Source organism: Thalassococcus profundi (assembly GCF_003344785.1).
Taxonomy (GTDB): domain Bacteria; phylum Pseudomonadota; class Alphaproteobacteria; order Rhodobacterales; family Rhodobacteraceae; genus Puniceibacterium; species Puniceibacterium profundi.
In genome coordinates this window covers 32729-50662 of the sequence record NZ_QPMK01000026.1, presented here as the reverse complement: position 1 = coordinate 50662, position 17934 = coordinate 32729, and the positions used below count along the sequence as shown (strand labels likewise).

15 protein-coding genes are annotated in these 17934 nt (G+C 68.5%); 9 read left to right on the top strand and 6 right to left on the bottom strand.

Annotated elements, in window-relative coordinates; translation table 11 throughout:
- A partial coding sequence (locus DU478_RS21350; protein WP_325048114.1) for an ATP-dependent helicase C-terminal domain-containing protein occupies positions 1-1499 on the top strand: 1499 nt, incomplete at its 5' end.
- A gap of 266 nt (positions 1500-1765) precedes the next feature.
- Here DU478_RS21350 and argF read toward each other — a convergent pair.
- Both argF and DU478_RS21340 read right to left on the bottom strand, forming a co-directional pair.
- Positions 1766-2692, bottom strand: a complete 927-nt coding sequence (gene argF / locus DU478_RS21345; protein ID WP_114512888.1) for an ornithine carbamoyltransferase — start codon at positions 2690-2692, stop codon at positions 1766-1768.
- 73 nt (positions 2693-2765) lie between these two features.
- Positions 2766-3947, bottom strand: a complete 1182-nt coding sequence (locus tag DU478_RS21340; RefSeq protein WP_114512887.1) for an aspartate aminotransferase family protein — start codon at positions 3945-3947, stop codon at positions 2766-2768.
- A gap of 311 nt (positions 3948-4258) precedes the next feature.
- Between DU478_RS21340 and DU478_RS21335 the strand changes: the two genes are divergently transcribed.
- The 4 genes from DU478_RS21335 (at position 4259) to DU478_RS23230 (ending at position 8355) form a co-directional block, all read left to right on the top strand.
- On the top strand, positions 4259-4729 hold the full coding sequence (locus DU478_RS21335) for a GAF domain-containing protein (protein WP_114512886.1): 471 nt from the start codon (positions 4259-4261) through the stop codon (positions 4727-4729).
- Positions 4730-4788: 59 nt separating this feature from the next.
- Positions 4789-5769, top strand: a complete 981-nt coding sequence (locus DU478_RS21330) for a membrane dipeptidase (RefSeq protein WP_114512885.1) — start codon at positions 4789-4791, stop codon at positions 5767-5769.
- 412 nt (positions 5770-6181) lie between these two features.
- Positions 6182-7840 carry a hypothetical protein gene (locus tag DU478_RS21325; protein WP_114512884.1) on the top strand — a complete coding sequence of 553 codons (1659 nt, stop codon included), beginning with the start codon at positions 6182-6184 and terminating at the stop codon, positions 7838-7840.
- Positions 7837-8355, top strand: a complete 519-nt coding sequence (locus tag DU478_RS23230; protein ID WP_199488398.1) for a DUF3726 domain-containing protein — start codon at positions 7837-7839, stop codon at positions 8353-8355. The genes DU478_RS21325 and DU478_RS23230 overlap by 4 nt, the downstream gene beginning before the upstream one ends.
- A 9-nt stretch (positions 8356-8364) precedes the next feature.
- Here the strand turns inward: DU478_RS23230 and DU478_RS21315 are convergent, their stop codons facing one another.
- Genes DU478_RS21315 through DU478_RS21305 form a run of 3 tightly spaced genes read right to left on the bottom strand, consistent with a single transcriptional unit; the run spans position 8365 to position 11233 of the window.
- Positions 8365-9369, bottom strand: a complete 1005-nt coding sequence (locus DU478_RS21315; RefSeq protein ID WP_114512883.1) for a YcjF family protein — start codon at positions 9367-9369, stop codon at positions 8365-8367.
- Entirely contained in the window at positions 9366-9821 is a 456-nt protein-coding gene (locus tag DU478_RS21310; RefSeq protein ID WP_114512882.1) for a GNAT family N-acetyltransferase, read from the bottom strand. The genes DU478_RS21315 and DU478_RS21310 overlap by 4 nt, the downstream gene beginning before the upstream one ends.
- Complete coding sequence (locus tag DU478_RS21305) at positions 9818-11233, bottom strand: YcjX family GTP-binding protein (protein ID WP_114512881.1); 1416 nt, start codon at positions 11231-11233, stop codon at positions 9818-9820. The genes DU478_RS21310 and DU478_RS21305 overlap by 4 nt, the downstream gene beginning before the upstream one ends.
- Positions 11234-11354: 121 nt before the next feature.
- Here DU478_RS21305 and truA point away from each other — a divergent pair, with 121 nt between their 5' ends.
- The 3 genes from truA (at position 11355) to DU478_RS21290 (ending at position 16134) form a co-directional block, all read left to right on the top strand.
- The gene (gene truA, locus DU478_RS21300) at positions 11355-12122 is read left to right on the top strand and encodes a tRNA pseudouridine(38-40) synthase TruA (RefSeq protein ID WP_114512880.1); all 768 of its coding nucleotides are present in this window, start codon (positions 11355-11357) and stop codon (positions 12120-12122) included.
- 418 nt (positions 12123-12540) lie between these two features.
- Positions 12541-15549, top strand: coding sequence for an isoleucine--tRNA ligase (ileS, locus tag DU478_RS21295; RefSeq protein ID WP_114512879.1), 3009 nt, complete (start codon positions 12541-12543; stop codon positions 15547-15549).
- 132 nt (positions 15550-15681) lie between these two features.
- A complete protein-coding gene (locus DU478_RS21290) occupies positions 15682-16134 on the top strand; it encodes a methylated-DNA--[protein]-cysteine S-methyltransferase (protein WP_114512878.1) in 453 nt (150 codons plus the stop codon).
- Between the two features lie 279 nt (positions 16135-16413).
- On the opposite strand, the gene DU478_RS21285 is transcribed toward DU478_RS21290, so the two are convergent.
- Entirely contained in the window at positions 16414-17247 is an 834-nt protein-coding gene (locus tag DU478_RS21285; RefSeq protein WP_114512877.1) for a prephenate dehydratase, read from the bottom strand.
- 127 nt (positions 17248-17374) lie between these two features.
- Between DU478_RS21285 and DU478_RS21280 the strand changes: the two genes are divergently transcribed.
- Positions 17375-17893 (top strand): c-type cytochrome, encoded by a 519-nt coding sequence (locus tag DU478_RS21280; protein WP_114512876.1) that lies wholly within the window; start codon positions 17375-17377, stop codon positions 17891-17893.
- The last annotated feature ends 41 nt before the right edge of the window (positions 17894-17934 follow it).

Here is a 17934-nt window from a genome sequence, read left to right as displayed (position 1 = left end):
GCGCCGAGGCCGCGCAGCGCGCCGGGCGCGCGGGGCGCGTGGCGCCGGGCGCGGCCTACAAGCTCTGGACCCGCGGCGAAGAGGGCGCGCTCCATGCCTATACGCCCGCCGAGATCGAGGCGGCGGACCTCGCCGGCCTGGCGCTGGAACTGGCGGTCTGGGGTGCCGGACCCGAGGCGCTGCCCTTCCTGACCCCGCCGCCCGAGGGCGCCTTTGCCGAGGCGCAGGCGCTCTTGCGGATGCTGGGCGCGCTCGATGGCGCGGGGCGGATCACGCCGCATGGCCGCGACCTTGCCGCCCTGCCGCTGCATCCGCGGCTGGCGCATATGCTGGCCCGCTCCGGGCGTGAGGCGGCGCCTCTGGCGGCGCTGCTGGCCGACCGCGATCCGCTCACCGGCGCGCCCACGGACCTGACCCTGCGGCTCGAGGCGTTGCGCGACCCCGGGGCCTTCACCGCCGCCCGACCCTATGGCCTGAACCGCGGCAGCCTCGCGCGCATCCGCAGCGAGGCCCGCCGCTTGGCCCGCACCGCGCCCGAAACCGGCCCGCTGCCGCCCGAAGAGGCCGCCGCCCTGGCCTATCCCGACCGCATAGGCCTGCGCCGCAAGGGCGAGGCGCCGCGCTACCGGCTGTCGGGCGGCAAGGGTGCGGTGCTGCCCGAAACCGACACGCTGGCGAACGCACGGCTGATCGTGGTCACCGACACCGACGGCAACCCGCGCGAGGCGCGGATCCGCCAGGCGATCCAGATCACCGAAAGCCAGCTGCGCGGCCTCTTCGCCGACCAGATCGCCTGGGAAAACACCTGCACCTGGTCACGCCGCGACCGCCGGGTCGTGGCACGGTCGCAGGAAAAACTCGGCGCCATCGCGCTGGATGACCGGATCTGGAAAGACGCACCGCCCGAGGCCATCGCCCGCGCCATGCTCGACGGGGTGCGCGAGCTTGGCCTGTCGCTCAGCGATCCGGCGCGCCGTTTCCTGGCCCGCGTCGCCATCGCCCGCGACGCCGGCAGCGACCTTCCGGACATGACGGAACCCGCGCTGCTGGAGCGCCTCGATGATTGGCTGCTGCCCTTCCTCGAAGGCGTGCGCAGCGCCGAGGACTGGAAACGCTTCGACGCGCTACCGGCCCTGCGCGCGCAGCTCGACTGGGACCGGATGCAGACGCTGGATCGGCTGGTGCCGGCGCGCTTCACCACGCCGCTGGGCCGCGAGATCGCCATCGACTACACCGGCGAGCACCCCGAGATCAGCCTGCGCCTGCAAGAGATGTTCGGCCAGACCACCCACCCCACGGTCGGCACCACGCCCCTGCGCGTGACGCTGCTCTCTCCCGCCGGACGCCCGGTCCAGACCACGATGGACATTCCGGGCTTCTGGGACAGCTCCTACGCCGACGTGCGCCGCGACATGCGCGGGCGCTACCCGAAACACCCCTGGCCGGAAAACCCGCGCGAGGCCGACCCGACCCTGCGCGCCAAGCCGCGCGGCCAGTGACCGCCGCCTCCAGCCCGCGCCCGGTCCGGTCCTTCTTTGGTTCACAACACCCCTCAAAGAGCACGAGGGGCAGCGGCTCTTGTATCCCCGGCACGGCGATCCGACGCCCCCGGAGACCCCGCGCGCCGACAATCCGGCTTCGCGCGCCTGGGCGCACGACCCGCGACCGCGTCTCCAGATTCGCGCTGGTCCTGCTCTTCTTCGGTTCTCAATAACCCTCGGAGAGCACGAGAGGCAGAGCCTCTCGTATCCCCGGCACGGGGATATCAGGCCCCGAGACACCACCGCATGATCGCCTTCTGCGCGTGCAGACGGTTCTCGGCCTCGTCCCAGATCACCGAATTCGGGCCGTCCATGACCTCCGACGTCACCTCTTCCTCGCGATGGGCGGGCAGGCAATGCATGAAGAGCGTGTCGGGCTTGGCCGCCTCCATGAGTTTGCGGTTCACCTGGTAGGGCCGCAGCATGTTGTGACGGCGCTCGCGGGCGGACTGCGCGTCATGCATCGACACCCAGGTGTCGGCGATGATCAGGTCGGCGCCCTCGACCGCCTTCATCGGGTCGCGCTCGATGGCGATCTGCGCCCCGGCGTTGCGTGCCAGCCCGACGAATTCCATCTCCGGATCCAGCTGCACCGGCCCGGTGAAGGTGAGATCGAAGCCGAACTGCCCCGCCGCATGCAGCCAGGAGGCACAGACGTTGTTGCCGTCGCCGGCCCAGACCACCTTTTTCCCGGCAATGGGGCCGCGGTGTTCCTCGAAGGTCAGCACGTCGGCCATGATCTGGCAGGGATGGGTGCGGTCGGTGAGGCCGTTGATCACCGGCACATCGGCGAATTCGGCCATTTCCGTCAGCACCGCCTCGTCAAAGGTGCGGATCATGATCAGGTCGACGTAGCGGCTCAGCACCCGGGCGGTGTCGGCGATGGTCTCGCCATGGCCCAGCTGCATGTCGCTGCCCGACAGCACCATGGTCTCGCCGCCCATCTGGCGGACGCCCACGTCGAAGCTGACGCGTGTGCGGGTCGAGGGTTTCTCGAAGATCAGCGCCACCATGTGGTTCTTCAGCGGCTGTTCGGCATCGGGCGTGGCCTTGGGCGCGCCGTTGCGGGCGGTCTTCATGGCGCGGGCGCTGTCGATCATGTGCCGCAGGTCGGCGGGGTCGGTTTTGTGGATGTCGAGGAAATGGTTCATCGGTCTGTTCTTTTTGGTCATGCCGGACCGGGGCGCTGCCCCGGACCCCGGAGATTTATTGGCAAGATGAAGATCACGCCATTTCGTGCGTGAGTGCAGTGGCGGCGGCGTCGAGGCGGGTGACGGCTTCGGCAATCTCTTCATCCGAGATCGTGAGCGGCGGCAGCAGGCGCACGACGTTGTCGGCGGCGGGGACGGTGACGACTTCGGCGGCATAGCCGGCGTTGACCACCTCCGCCGGAGCGGGCTTGCACTTGAGCCCCAGCATCAGCCCGAGGCCGCGGACCTCTTCGAAGACGTCGGGATGCGCGGCCACCAGCCCTTCGAGCTTCTGCCGCAGCAGGCCCGCCTTGCGGTTGACCTCGGCCAGGAAGGCCGGATCGGCCACGTGGTCCATCACCGCGCAGCCCACGGCGCAGCCCAGCGGGTTGCCGCCGTAGGTCGACCCGTGCGTGCCCGCGGTCATGCCCGAGGCGGCCTCTTCGGTCGCAAGCACCGCGCCCAGGGGGAAGCCGCCGCCGATGCCCTTGGCCACCATCATGATGTCGGGGGTGATGCCCGCCCATTCATGCGCGAAAAGCCGCCCCGTGCGGCCGACGCCGCATTGCACCTCGTCGAGGATCAGCAGGATGCCGTGCTCGTCACAGAGCGCGCGCAGACCCTTGAGGCATTGATCGGGCAGCGGGCGGATGCCGCCTTCGCCCTGAACCGGTTCGATCAGGATCGCGGCGGTCCGGTCCGTGACGGCGGCCTTCAGAGCCTCGTGATCCCCCCAGTCGATGTGGGTGAAGCCACCGAGGATCGGCGCGAAGCCCTTGATCATCTTTTCCGATCCGGCGGCAGCGATGCCGGCCGAGGACCGACCGTGGAACGACCCGGAAAAGGTGATGATCTCGGTGCGCTCGGTCTGGCCCTTGTCGTACCAGTATTTGCGCGCCATCTTCACCGCCAGTTCGCAGCTTTCGGTGCCGGAATTGGTGAAGAACACCGTGTCGGCAAAGGTCGCCGCCACCAGCTTGTCCGCAAGCGCCTGCTGCTGCGGGATCTGGTAGAGGTTCGAAACATGCCAGAGCGCGCCGGCCTGTTCGGTCAGCGCCGCCACCAGGGCGGGATGCGCATGGCCAAGCGCATTGACGGCGATACCGGAGCCCAGGTCCAGAAAGCGTCGTCCGTCCGCCTCGATCAGCCAGCTGCCTTCGCCTTTGACGAAATTCAGCGGCGCGCGGTTGTAGGTCGGCAGAACGGACGGGATCATCTGGGTATCCTCCATTGGAAAGCCCGATTGGTGCCAACTGCACCGGGGCAAGTCAAGTTTCGGCAGGTCGAGGTCTGGGAGAGACTGCGCAAACGGCAAACACCCTCGCGATCATCGCGGGGCGGGATCAGGACTGTCGTCGTGTGGCGTTTGCTTGCATCATGCAAGGGCCGTTACGGTCACCCATGAAAAAAATCAAGCGGAAAAGCGCCGCAAGCGCGTGGTCGCCCCACGCGTTAATGATTCGTTAACAACTCTTAACGACGGTACGAGGAAACGAAGGGAGCTACCTCGGAAAGGGGGCTGCTGTCGTGACACTCCGTACCTATCCCCGTCTGGTCCCGGGGCGCCGCTTCGACCAGTTAGTCGATTATGCCTGCGTCGCGCTGCACAGCGAGATCTCGACGATCTCGGTGTCAGAGCCGCATTGGAACCGGTTCATCGCCGTCCACGGCTTGCCGGACGCCCTTGTCGAAACCGGCGGCTACGTGATCGAGCAATCGATTTGCGGCCACGTTGCCGCGATGGGCAAGCCGCTGGAAATCAGCGACGGCCATGTGCACCCGCTGGTGTCGCGCTCGGCCACCGTGCGTGAGGTCGGCATCGTCAGCTACCTTGGCCATCCGCTGCACGCCCCAGACGGTCGCAGCATCGGTGCGATCAGCGTCTGCAACACCCGGCGCCGCGACTGGACCGAGGCCGATCACCACACCCTGTCGCTGCTGGCCAGGCTCACCGACCGGGCCATCCTGCGCGTCCTGTCCGCCGACAGTCCGGCCTAGCCCCGCCCGGAACACGTTTAGGATTTGCTGCTCCGGCAGGGCTCGGCTAGCGTCGGGACATGCAAGCGCCCCTGATCGACAACCTGCAATATGCCAACTGGTCCGAGAAGGTGTTCCGCCAGCTGCGCGGCGGCGGCGTGGACGCAGTGCATGTCACCATCGCCTACCACGAGAATTTTCGCGAGATGGTCGCCAACCTGGAAGCCTGGAACCTCTGGTTCGAACGCTTTCCCGGCCTGATCTTCAAGGGCACCACCGCCGCCGACGTCCGCCGCGCACAGGAGACGCGGCGCACGGCGGTGTTCTTCGGGTTCCAGACCCCCAGCCCGATCGAGGACGACATCGGCCTTGTCGAAATCGTGCACCAGCTGGGCGTGCGCTTCATGCAGTTGAGCTACAACAACCAGTCGCTGCTGGCGACCGGCTGCTACGAGGACGAGGACCCGGGCCTCACCCGCATGGGCCGCGCCGTGGTGGAGGAGATGAATCGCGTCGGGCTGGTGGTGGACATGAGCCATTCCGCCGAACGCTCCACGCTGGAGGCGATCGACCATTCGACCCGCCCCATCGCCATCACCCATGCCAATCCCGACTGGTGGCATCCGGCGCGACGCAACAAGTCGGACGCGGTGCTGCGCGCCTTGACCAACGCGGGTGGGATGCTCGGGTTTTCGCTTTATCCGCATCACCTTGCGGGCGGCACCAACTGCCGGCTGTCGGACTTCTGCGAGATGGCGGCCGAGGCCGCCAGCCGCTACGGGGCCGAGAACCTGGGGATCGGGTCGGACCTGTGCCAGGACCAGCCCGACAGCGTTGTCGCATGGATGCGCGCGGGCCGCTGGACGAAGGCGGCGGACTACGGCGAAGGCTCTGCCGATGCGCCGGGTTTCCCACCGATGCCCGACTGGTTCCAGGACAACCGCGACTGGGACAACCTGCGCGACGGCCTGCGCGAGACCGGGTTTTCGCGGGAAGAGACGGACGGTCTGCTGGGTGGCAACTGGCTGCGGTTCTACGAGACGAGTTTCGGCCCGGCGTGAGGGGGGGGCACGGCAGGTCGCTTCCCGAACCGCAAGATTTTCGCAGCAAGCAATGCAAGAAAGGCCCACACTCCGCCTTGAGCGCGATGGCCGCTTCGAGCCCGTTGTGGACGGCCCCCCTTTCCTCCAGGCACGGAATCGAGGCCGCCACAGGCGGCCGCCGTGCCAGCGCCGGACCGGCCCCATGGGCCGGCGCTTTGTCTGTCCTGGGCGCCTAGCTTTTCGCGACAACGGTCTTGGCGACCATAAAGCGCATCAGCTCAGCCGCCGGATGCGCCGTCCCCCGGTCCGGCGCTGGCACGACTGGGCAACGTCCGCTTCGTCCTCAGAGCCGACATAGGTCTGACCCTCTGAGCCTTGCCCCCGACGCAAATCTCTTCCCAGACGCCCGGTCTTTTGCCACTCTCCTTCCATGAAGGACCATCTGCCCCCGCCCCCTCAGGCCGACCTGCGCGGCCCCGACGAGGTCATGCGCCTTGCGCGTATGGGTGCGGCCTTTCCGACGCGGCTGTCGTTCCTGCGGGTGCTGTTGCGGCGGCTGGGCGCCGAGGGCGCAGAGCTGCGCCGGCCGGTCTGGAACATCGACGCCCAGGGCTATGGCCACGCGGTCTACAGCATCGCGCTCGGCGGGCGGGACTACAGCCTTGTCGCGGTCGCCACCCATCTGCCCGATGCGCAGCGCACCGACCGGGTGATCGCCACCGCCTGGGACAGCTCTTACGTGCTTTTCGACGGCGTGCCGCAGGATTATGACATCGCCCGCATCTGCGCCAACGCGCCGCTGCAGGAGGCCGGGCGGTTCACCGAACGCGACCTCGTGCTGAGCCGGGCCAACAAGTCCGTGCGGCTTTTCGATCATGCGGTGGCGGCGCTGCGGGCGGGGCGGCAGCCCGACGCCGCGCTGGTGCGAGACACCGGATACCTGATGCGCACCACCGCGGTCTACGGCAACGGCAAGTTCGGCATCGCCGACCGCGACCTCTTTGCCGACCGGCCCGGCCTGTCGGGGCCGTTCGCCGCCGAGATGCTCACCGTCTGGATGATCCGCGCCTTCACCCATGACCTGGTCGCGCATCTGGGCGGTGCGCCGCTCGACCGACACCTGCGGCGGCAACTCGGGATCGGCAATTCCACGGGGCTGGGCATGGCACCGTTCCTGGTGTCGCATCCCGTGCTGCTCAACAACTGGATGATGGCGCGCGAAATCGCGCTGGCGCGGGTGCTCGCACAGCCGTCGGTATCCCCCGCGCAGGCAGAGACGCTGCGGCGGCTGGCGCGCCGGGCGGCGCAGCACCTGGCCGAGTGGCAGGTGCCCGACCCCGCCTACCAGGGTCGAATCGCCACGATGCGGCTGGAATGGCCCGCGGTGATCGCGGCGCTGGGAGATGAAACCTTTTCGACGTTTCAACCGTTGGACCGCGTGATGACCAGAACGCGCACCCTCTCCTGCGACACGCAGGAACTGACGGCAGCCCTGCTGATCGAACCCTTCGGCGATCTTGTCGACGGGTTGGCCGAGGGCATGTCTGACCCCCACGGCCCGCAGGCATTGAGGCTGGCGGACACCGGAGCGCTGCGCGATGCCATCGCCGCACGGTTCGGCTGGGCGCTGGCCATCGACTTCGACGACCCCGAAGAAATTCGCCAGTTCTGGTATGTGTCCGAGGAAAAGCTGGAACCGCGGCTGGGCGACCGCTTCGCCGAGCCGGGCGCGGAGCGGGAAAGCCCGCTCGACATTGCGCGGCGGGTGCAGGCGCTCTGGCGCGATCTGCCCGAGGCGGCAGGCGAACTGCGCGCCTTCCGTCTTGCGCATCCCGAGCACGAACTGGCCCTGACCCGTGTCGCCTGCGCGGTGCGGCAACCGTTTTCCGAGATCCGCGACAACCTGATCTCGGCCCGTTGCCTACCCATCGACATGCTGCGCTGCAAACTGGCCTTCTTCGGCGCGTCGAAATTCGATCCCAAATCCGACCGCTGGACCCGCATCACCCTCGCGCAGGGCGCGCCGCTGCCCGACGAAGTGTCGCAGCCGGATGCGGACGACTGGTGGTTGCCGGTGTTCGCGTCATGAGCCTGTCTGCCAACGAAATCCAGGCGCTGGCCACCAAGGCCGCGCGCGGGGCGGGCTTCCCGCCGGGCCAGGCGGAAAGCTATGGCCGCGCAACGGTCATGCATCTTGTCGCCGGGCGCGATCCGCAGCCGCTGCGCGATGCGCTGGCCCAGGTGGACAATAGCCCGATCCTGCGCCTTCCGCTGCTGGTCGACGACATTCTGGCGGCCTGCGCCGCGGTCAAGGGACCGGCGGAACTGACGCTGAACCCGGACGACAGCGCGCTGGCGCCAAGCTATGCCGAGCTTGCTCCGGTGCGGTTGCGCGACTGCACACTGATCACTACCGGCGAACAGCCGCGCCTGCGCGTGGATGCGGAGCTCGACACGCCCTGGCGCCCGAAGCTGCCGCCGCGGCTGGACCTTCCGGCACGGCTGCGCGCGACGCTGAACGAGCTTGCGCAGAACACCTACGTGCCCGCGTCAGAGGCGTCGCGCCTGCGCGGTGCCGGTGCGGGCCTGTCGGACAACGACTGATCCGCGGCATCATTTCTCCTGAGAAAACAGACCGCTGAGCGAGGTTCGGATGATCCCCCGCACCGATGGCCGTTGCTTGCGCGAGAACGGCAGCGGGCGGCAGACCTCCATCGCCGCGACTCCGACCCGCGCGGTCAGCGCGCCATTCACCAGACCCTCGCCGAACCGCCGCGACAACTTGGCCAGCAGGCCGCCGCCCAGGATCGGTTCCAGCATGTCGTCGCCCACGGCGACCGCGCCCGTCGCCACGAGGTGCGAGAATACGGCCCGCGTCAGCCGCCAACTGCCCAGCGTGCCGGAACGCCCTCCGTAGATCTCAGCGATGCGCCGGATCATCCGCAGGTTCGACGTCAGCGCCGCGCCCACATCCGCCAGCGCCAGCGGGACGAGGGCCGTGACCGTGGCCACCTGCCGCGCCGCCGCCTCGACCTCGCGACGGGCGGCGAGGTCGAGCGGCGACAGCAATTCCTGCTCGGCAAGGTCGAAAAGTGCCACCGCGTCAAATACATCCTCCTGCCGCTCGGCCAGCCGGTCGCGACCCCAGCGGGTGTCGTCGCGCCCCTTGTAAAGCGCCACAAGCTGCGCCACCGTGCCGCGTGCGGCGGACAGGTCGTCATCCGCCAGCGCCTTGGCGGCGTCGCGGTGCAGCCGGTCGACGCGGCCCAGTCGCGACATGGCCGACAGCTCCTTTACCACGATCAGCACCACCACCAGCGCAAAGAGCGCCATGAGCAGTGCCACCGCATAGCCCAGCAGCGGCGTGCTTGTCACAAGATCGGTCACGAAACGCCAGGCGGCGATGGACACCAGCGTGCCGACCAGCGCGCCCAGCAACCGCCAGAACCAGCGCGCCAGTTTCGACGGCTTGCGCGCGGCGATGGCAGCCGCGGTGGCCATGGCCTGGCCCTTGGGCGCGGGCAGGTCGGTGTCGGGCACCGGTGGCGCTTCGGCGGGGTTCTGGCCGGGCTGCGACTCGTCGATCTCGAACAGCACCGGGCCCTTGCGCGTGCTCATGTGGCGGCCTTTCTCATCCAGTGATACTCGATATCCGGCAGGCCCTCTTCATTGTTCGACCCGTCGCCGCGCGACGCCTCGACAAAGCCTTCGCGCTGGTAGAAACGCTGCGCGCCGGTGTTGGCTTGGAAGGTCCAGAGCGACAGGCGTTCGGACTGCGCCTTGGCCGCATCCATCAGTGCACGTCCCACGCCTTCGCCGCGGGCCTGGGGCGAGATGAAGACGGCATGGATGAAATCTTCCTCCCGCGCGAGGAACCCGAGAATCAACGGCTTGTCCAGATGCTCGGCCACGGTGACCCAACCGCGGTCGATCATGCCGGCCATGTGGGCGATATCCTCCGCCCCGGTATGCAGCCGCGGTTTCCACGGGTTGGCGGCGACGGCCTCGGTCAGGATCGCGCCCAGCTTGCCGGCGTCGGTGGACCGCGCGGGCCGCAGGAAAAAGCTCATAGCCGGTCTCCGAACAGGAACTGCGCCGCGCGGTCCAGCCGGATGTGCGGCGGCCCCTCGCCGGGCTTGAGGCTGAGCGGCGCGGGCGCGAAACGCATGACCTGGTAATCCTGGTCGAGCCAAGCCTCGGCCCCCTGCCGCGCCGGTCCCAGCAGGTGCGCCGGGTCCTCGGGCAGCGCGCCGGGATAGAAGGCCGCCTGCTTGCCGCTGTCCAGCAGCGTGCCGCGCACCACGTCGAGCGAGCCGCCCTGGTGCGGCCGCGTCTCTTCGGTGGTGGCGCGCAGGGCGGCGATGGACATGGCGGCGGTCTCGGCTCCGGCGAACCGCGCGCGGTCGCGGGCGTCGCGGGTCAGCGCCTCCATGATGCCGGTCAGGCGGCGGTGCTGGGTGTGATGCAGGTGGTCGGCCTTGGTGGCGGCAAAGAGGATCTTCTCGACCCGCTTGCCGCGCAGGATCTGGCTCAGGAAGGCGTTCCGCCCCGGCCGGAAAGCCGACAGGATGTCGGCCATGGTGCGGCGCAGGTCCTCGACCGCCGCCGGCCCCTGGTGGATCGCGCCCAGCGCGTCCACCAGCACCACCTGACGGTCGATGCGCGAGAAGTGATCGCGGAAGAAGGGCTTGACCACCTGGGCCTTGTAGGCGTCGAAGCGCCGCTCCATCTCGCGCCAGAGCGACCGGCGCGGCGGACTGTCCAGCGGCGGCAGCGGCGCGAAGGTCAGGACGGGCGATCCGGCCAGGTCCCCGGGCAGCAGGAAGCGTCCGGGCGTGAGGTCGGAAAATCCGGCCTCGCGCGCCGCCGCGAGATAGTCGGTGAAGCCGCGCGCCAGCGCCTGGGCGCGCCCCTCCTCCAGCGCGGCCGCGCCGTCTTCGGCCCGCGCGGCCTGCAGGAACGTCGCCCCCGCGGGCCGCGTGTCGAGCCGCGTCAGCGTCTCCACCGACCACTCGGCATAGCTCTTGTCCAGCAGCGCCAGATCCAGCAGCCATTCCCCGGGATAGTCGATGATATCGAGATGCACTGTGCGCGGCCCCTGGAACCCGGCCAGCAGCCCCGACGGCCTGACCCGCAGCGACAGGCGCAGTTCGCTGATGGTGCGGGTGCTGTCGGGCCAGTGCGGCGTGCGCGCCGTGAGCGCGGCGAGGTGGTTCTCGTAGTCGAAGCGCGGCACGGTGTCGTCCGGCTGCGGCTGCAGGTACGCCGTCGCGATACGCCCATCCGCCGCCGCCACGAGGCCCGGCATCCGCGCCCGGTCCATGAGGTTGGCCACCAGCGAGGTGATGAACACCGTCTTGCCCGACCGCGCGAGCCCGGTCACGCCAAGCCGGATCACCGGTTCGAAAAACGCTTCCGACACCGTGCCGGTGACGTTTTCGACCCCGCGCGTCAGCGTGTCGGCGATGGTGCCCAGGACCAAAGGTTGCCTCCTTCGTGTGTCTGCCCGCATTGACCTTCGCGACAAGATAGACATGGCGGCGCCCAAGGGCCAGAGCCGGATGGGGATTGCTGCGCTTGCCTGCCCGCGCTAATCCCCGCCCATGCCCCGCTACGCCCTCAGGATCGAATACCACGGCGCGCCGTTTGCCGGCTGGCAGCGGCAGGCCGACCAGCCGTCGGTCCAGGGCGCCATCGAGGCGGCGCTGGCGCGGCTCGAGCCCGGACCGCACACCATCGCCGCCGCCGGGCGCACCGACGCGGGCGTGCATGCGCGGGGGCAGGTCTGCCATTGCGATCTGGAAAAGGACTGGAGCCCGTTCCGCCTGTCCGAGGCGCTGAATCACCATCTCAAGCCGGCGCCGGTGGCGGTGGTCGCCTGCGCGCAGGTGGCACCCGACTGGCACGCGCGCTTCTCGGCCATCGAGCGGCGCTACCTCTACCGTATCCTGCCGCGCCGCGCGCCGCTGACGCTGGAGGCGGGGCTGGTCTGGAAAGTGCCCGGACCGCTCGACGCGGGCGCCATGCAGGCGGCCGCGCGGCAACTCGTCGGCCGGCACGATTTCACCACCTTCCGCTCGACCATGTGCCAGGCCGCCTCGCCGGTGAAAACGCTGGACGCGATCGACATCGCCGAGGTCGAGACCGCGGCGGGCACCGAGGTGCAGGCCCGGTTCCGCGCCCGGTCCTTCCTGCACAACCAGGTGCGCAGCCTGATCGGCACGCTGGAACGGGTGGGCAGCGGCGCCTGGGCTCCCGGGGACGTGGCCCGCGCCCTCGCCGCCCGCGACCGCGCCGCCTGCGGCCCGGTGGCCCCGCCGCAGGGGCTCTCCCTCACCGGCGTCGGCTATCCGGACGATCCCTTCGCCTGAGCGTCCGGCCCATCGGTCGCGACCGCACCGGCGCCACACCCGCCAGCCGCCCTCCTGCCCTCGCAGCAGCCTCATCCGCCGCGCGCCCACAGCTTCGCCCGGCGCCGCGCCCTGCCCTTCTCCGGTTCCAATAACCTCAGAGAGCACGAGAGACTGGTCTCTCGTATCGCCCAATGGGCGATACCGCTGCGCCGACGCGCAAGCCCATCGGACGACACCGCTGCGCCAGACAGAGCGAATCCCCCACTGGACGCCCCTGCCCTGCGGGCCTATAACGCGCCCCATGATGCACGCCCTCGCGATCATCCTGCGAATTACATGCCCGGCGCCGTAAACACACGTTGCGCCGGGATAAGGCGTCTGGACCGCCGCGCCGCCCCTCACCCTATCTGATTTCCGACTGCCGAGGACGCCCCAGATGTGCGCCGACACCACCGAAACCGCCGAGTCCGTCGACTACAAGGACACGCTGAATCTTCCGAGAACCGAGTTCCCGATGCGCGCGGGCCTGCCCAAGCGCGAACCCGACTGGCTGGCCCGCTGGGACCGCATCGGCGTCTACGAACGCCTGCGGGACCGCGCCGGCAACCGTACCCCCTTTACCCTGCATGACGGCCCTCCCTATGCCAACGGTCACCTGCACATCGGCCATGCGCTCAACAAGACGATCAAGGACATGATCGTGCGCAGCCACCAGATGATGGGACACGACGCGCGCTATATCCCCGGCTGGGATTGCCACGGCCTGCCGATCGAATGGAAGATCGAGGAAAAGTACCGCGCCAAGGGCATGGACAAGGACAAGGTGGACGTCGTCGATTTCCGCCAGGAATGCCGCAAGTTCGCCGAAGGCTGGATCGATGTGCAGCGCGACGAATTCAAACGCCTGGGCATCACCGGTTGCTGGGACAAGCCGTACCTCACCATGGACTACCGCGCCGAACGCATCATCGCCGAGGAATTCCAGAAATTCCTGATGACAGGCACGCTCTACCAGGGCTCCAAGCCGGTGATGTGGTCGCCCATCGAAAAGACGGCGCTCGCCGAGGCCGAGGTCGAGTATCACGACAAGGAAAGCTTCACCATCTGGGTGAAATTCCGGGTCGCCTCTTTCGACATGCCGGATGTGGAGCTGTCGGACGAGGAAGCCTCGGACGAGGATCGCGAGGCGGTGGCCAGGTCCGTGGCGCAGGCGGCGCAGGATTTCGTCGGCGCCCATGTGGTGATCTGGACCACCACGCCCTGGACCATCCCGTCGAACAAGGCGGTCGTCTTCGGCAAGGACTTCGCCTACGGGCTTTACGAAGTCACCGATGCGCCCGAGGAGTCCTGGGTCGCCAAGGGCGACCGTTTCATCCTGGCCGACAAGCTGGCCGAGCAGACGCTGACCAAGGCGCGGCTCGAGGCCGGCCAGTGGCGGCGGGTGCGCGACGTGCGCCCGGCGCAGCTGCGCGGCATGACGTTGACGCATCCGCTGGCGGGGGCCGAGGGATCGGGCGGCGAATGGGACCAGCCCCGCGATTTCCGCGCCGCGGATTTCGTGACCGACGAGGAAGGCACGGGATTTGTCCATTGCGCGCCCAGCCACGGGATGGAGGAATACGAGCTTTACCGCGATCTGGGCATGCTGGGCGAGGTCATCACCTACAATGTCGAGGATGACGGCAAGTTCCGCGACGGCCTGCCGTTCTTCGGCGGCACCTACATCCTCAACCGCAAGGGCAAGGAAGGCGACGCCAACACCGCCGTGATCGACAAGCTGGTCGAGGTCGGCGGCCTGCTGGCGCGCGGCAAGATCAAGCACTCCTACCCGCATTCCTGGCGTTCCAAGGCGCCGGTGATCTACCGCAACACGCCGCAATGGTTCGCCGCCATCGACCGCCCGGTCGGTGACGGGCAGGACAGTTACGGCACCACGATCCGCGAACGCGCGCTCCGGTCGATCGACGAGCTGGTGAAGTGGACCCCGCAAAAGGGCCGCAACCGGCTCTACTCGATGATCGAAGCGCGGCCCGACTGGGTGCTGTCGCGCCAGCGCGCCTGGGGCGTGCCGCTGACCTGCTTCACGAAGAAGGGCGCCCTGCCCACCGACCCGGATTTCCTGCTGAAGGACGAGGCGGTGAACGCCCGCATCCTCGAGGCGTTCGAGGCCGAGGGCGCGGATGCCTGGTACAAGCCGGGTGCCAAGGAACGGTTCCTGGGCAATGACCACGATCCGGCCGAGTGGGACCAGGTCTTCGACATCCTCGACGTCTGGTTCGATTCCGGCTCCACTCATGCCTTCGTGTTGCGCGACCGCGAGGACGGGACCGAGGACGGCATCGCGGACGTCTACATGGAGGGCACCGACCAGCATCGTGGCTGGTTCCATTCCTCGATGCTGCAGGCCTGCGGCACCATGGGCCGCGCGCCCTATCGCAATGTCGTCACCCACGGCTTCACGCTGGACGAGAAGGGCAACAAGATGTCCAAGTCCATCGGCAACACCGTGGCCCCCGACGATGTGGTCAAGCAGTACGGCGCCGACATCCTGCGGCTCTGGGTGGCGCAGGCGGATTACACCGCCGACCAGCGCATCGGACCCGAGATCCTGAAGGGTACGGCGGACAGCTACCGCCGGCTGCGCAACACCATGCGCTTCCTGCTGGGGGCGCTGTCATCCTTCGAGGAGAAAGACCGAGTCGATCCCGCCGACATGCCGGAACTGGAACGCTGGGTGCTGCACCGGATGGCGGAGCTCGACCACAAGGTGCGCACCGGCTATGCCGCCTTCGATTTCCAGGGGGTGACGCAGGCGCTCTTCAACTTCGCCACGGTGGAGCTTTCGGCCTTCTATTTCGACATCCGCAAAGATGCGCTTTACTGCGACGGCGACACGCCGCGGCGGCGCGCCGCGCGCACGGTGCTCGACCTGCTGTTCCACCGCCTGACCACCTGGCTGGCACCGGTGCTGGTCTTCACCATGGAAGAGGTCTGGCTCGAACGATTCCCCGGCGACGACAGTTCGGTGCATTTGCAGGACATTCCCGCGACGCCAGCGGACTGGCGGGACGAGCCGCTGGCGGCGAAGTGGTCCAAGGTCCGGCAGGCCCGCCGCGTTGTGACGGCCGCGCTCGAGGTGCAGCGTACCGACAAGGTCATCGGCGCATCGCTCGAAGCGGCCCCGGTGGTGCATGTGGAGGATGCCGACACGCTGGAGGCGCTGAAATCCGTGGCGTTCGAGGATGTCTGCATCACCTCCGCCATCGCGCTGACCGCCGACCCCAGCCCGTCCGAGGCCTACCGCCTGCCGGACGTGCCGGGTCTGGGCGTGGTGTTCGAGCGCGCGCAGGGCGAGAAGTGCCAGCGCTGCTGGAAGATCCTGCCGGACGTCGGTACCCATGCGCATCCCGGCGTCTGCGGGCGGTGCGACGCGGCGGTGGCCTGAGGCCGCCGCGGCGTCGCTCATGAGACCGGAGCGGCGCGCCGTCCGAGGCATTCAAGGCCGGCCGGCGCGCCGCGGAGCGGGCAGCACCGTCGCGGCTTGCGCCATTTCGCCTGCCCGGTCAGGATGACGGACATGGCCAACCGCACCCTGCCCTCGCCCCTGGGGCCGATCAACGTGACCGAGGCTGGGGGCGCCATCACCGCGCTGGCCTGGGGCGCCGGCGGCGCGGACTGCACGCCGCTTCTGGAACGGGCCGAGGCGCAGTTGCGGAGCTATTTCGCCGGCGGCACTGACGCCTTCGACCTGCCGCTTCGGATCGCGGGATCGGAGCTGCAGCGGGCGGTCTGTGCGCGCATGCAGGCGATCCCGCACGGGGAAACCGTGACATACGGCGATATCGCGCGGCACCTGGGCGTGCCGGCGCAGGCGGTGGGCCAGGCCTGCGGACGCAACCCGATCCCGATCCTGATCCCCTGTCACCGGGTTCTGGGCGCGCAGGGGCTGGGCGGGTTTTCCGCCCGCGGCGGGGTCGAGACCAAGGTCTGGCTGTTGCGCCACGAAGGGGCCGCCGGGCTGCTGATCTGAGGACGTGTCGCTGAAACGCCGGTGGGCGGTGCGAACGGCGTCGTCCGGTGCGCTTGCGCATCGGCGAAGCGGCACCGTCCTTCAGGCGATACAAGAGACGTCGTCCGATGCGCTGGCGCATCGGCGCAGCAGGATCGCCCGCTGGGCGATACGAGAGACGCTGTCTCTCGTGCTCTCTGGAGGTTTATCGGCAAGATGAAGGAAGGCGCTTGCGGAGCTGCTGCGCGAGACGGTGCGGGAGACGGCTTTTTGGGCCGGGCGGGGCCGCGGCGCGGCCGATCAGACCCGGCGCGGATCGCGGGGATAGGTTCCGAGGATTTCCAGCATGTCGGTGAAATAGCCCAGCTCGTCCAGCGCCAGTTTCACCGGCGGATCCTCGGGGTGTCCCTCGATATCGGCGTAGAACTGTGTCGCGGTGAAGGAACCGCCGACCATGTAGCTTTCGAGCTTGGTCATGTTGACGCCGTTGGTGGCGAAGCCGCCCATCGCCTTGTAGAGCGCCGCGGGAATGTTGCGCACCTGGAAGACGAAGCTGGTGATCATGCCGTGATCGCCGCGGCGCGCCATGTCGGCCTGGCGCGACATGATGAGAAAGCGGGTGGTGTTGTTGCCCTCGTCCTCGATATGGCGCGCGAGCACCTCGAGCCCGTAGATGTCGCCTGCGAGTTCCGAGGCCAGCGCCGCGCGCGCGGGGTTTCCGGCCTCGGCCACCGCCTTGGCCGACCCGGCGGTGTCGGCGCCGGTGATGCGCTGGATCCCGTGTTCCGTCAGGAATTTGCGGCACTGGCCCAGCAGCACCGTGTGGCTCATCGCCTCGGTGATCTGCGGCAGGGTCGCGCCCGGCAGCGCCAGCAGGTTGATATGCACCCGCACGAAGGCCTCGTCGACGATGTGCAGCCCCGACTGCGGCAGCAGCGAATGGATGTCGGCGACGCGGCCGTAGGTGGAATTCTCGACCGGCAGCATGGCGAGGTCGGCCTCGGCGTTGCGCACCGCGTCGATCGCATCCTCGAAGGTGCGGCAGGGCAGCGCGTCGAAATCGGGGCGGGCTTCGCGGCAGGCCTGGTGCGAATAGGCCCCGAGTTCGCCCTGGAAGGCTATGGCTCGCGTCATCTGGGTCGGGCTCCGGGTCGGGGATGGGCGTTTGGTCGCGGCTTCTACACCTTGCCATGCGCGAGGGGAAGCAATAGATACCGGCGCAAAGACACGAGACTCCATACGACAATCACGGATAGGCCCCATGCTTGACACGATGACTTTCACCAAGATTCTCGGCGGTATCTGCGGCACGCTGCTGATTTTCCTGATGGGCAAATGGGCGGCGGAGACGATCTATCACGTGGGCGCCGGCGGCCACGGCGAAGAGGTGACGCAGGGCTATCTGATCGAGGTCGCGTCCGACGACTCTGGCGGTTCCGAAGAGGCGCCCGCCGATTTCGAGACCGTTTTCGCTTCGGCCGATGCCGGTGCCGGCGAACGGGTCTTCGGCAAGTGCCGTGCCTGCCACAAGCTTGACGGCAGCGACGCGGTGGGTCCGCACCTGAACGGCGTCGTGGGCCGTGACGTCGGGTCGGCCGCCGGGTTCGGTTATTCCGGTGCGCTGAGCGAGGCGGCGGATGTCTGGACGCCGGAAAACCTGAACGCCTTTCTGGAAAACCCGCGCGGCTATGCGCCGGGCACCACCATGAGCTTCAACGGCCTGCCGTCGGTCGAGGATCGCGCCAACCTGATCGCCTACCTGGACAGCACCGAAGGCTGAGCTTTGCCTCAGCACACCGGATCGAGGCCGCAGCCCGCGCT

Coding starts and splice junctions, on each gene's coding strand:
- argF (WP_114512888.1), bottom strand. CDS start 2,692: ATGAACCATTTCCTCGACATCCACAAAACCGACCCCGCCGACCTGCGG.
- ileS (WP_114512879.1), top strand. CDS start 12,541: ATGTGCGCCGACACCACCGAAACCGCCGAGTCCGTCGACTACAAGGAC.
- DU478_RS21285 (WP_114512877.1), bottom strand. CDS start 17,247: ATGACGCGAGCCATAGCCTTCCAGGGCGAACTCGGGGCCTATTCGCAC.
- DU478_RS21340 (WP_114512887.1), bottom strand. CDS start 3,947: ATGATCCCGTCCGTTCTGCCGACCTACAACCGCGCGCCGCTGAATTTC.
- DU478_RS23230 (WP_199488398.1), top strand. CDS start 7,837: ATGAGCCTGTCTGCCAACGAAATCCAGGCGCTGGCCACCAAGGCCGCG.
- DU478_RS21290 (WP_114512878.1), top strand. CDS start 15,682: ATGGCCAACCGCACCCTGCCCTCGCCCCTGGGGCCGATCAACGTGACC.
- DU478_RS21330 (WP_114512885.1), top strand. CDS start 4,789: ATGCAAGCGCCCCTGATCGACAACCTGCAATATGCCAACTGGTCCGAG.
- truA (WP_114512880.1), top strand. CDS start 11,355: ATGCCCCGCTACGCCCTCAGGATCGAATACCACGGCGCGCCGTTTGCC.
- DU478_RS21325 (WP_114512884.1), top strand. CDS start 6,182: ATGAAGGACCATCTGCCCCCGCCCCCTCAGGCCGACCTGCGCGGCCCC.
- DU478_RS21310 (WP_114512882.1), bottom strand. CDS start 9,821: ATGAGCTTTTTCCTGCGGCCCGCGCGGTCCACCGACGCCGGCAAGCTG.
- DU478_RS21280 (WP_114512876.1), top strand. CDS start 17,375: ATGCTTGACACGATGACTTTCACCAAGATTCTCGGCGGTATCTGCGGC.
- DU478_RS21315 (WP_114512883.1), bottom strand. CDS start 9,369: ATGAGCACGCGCAAGGGCCCGGTGCTGTTCGAGATCGACGAGTCGCAG.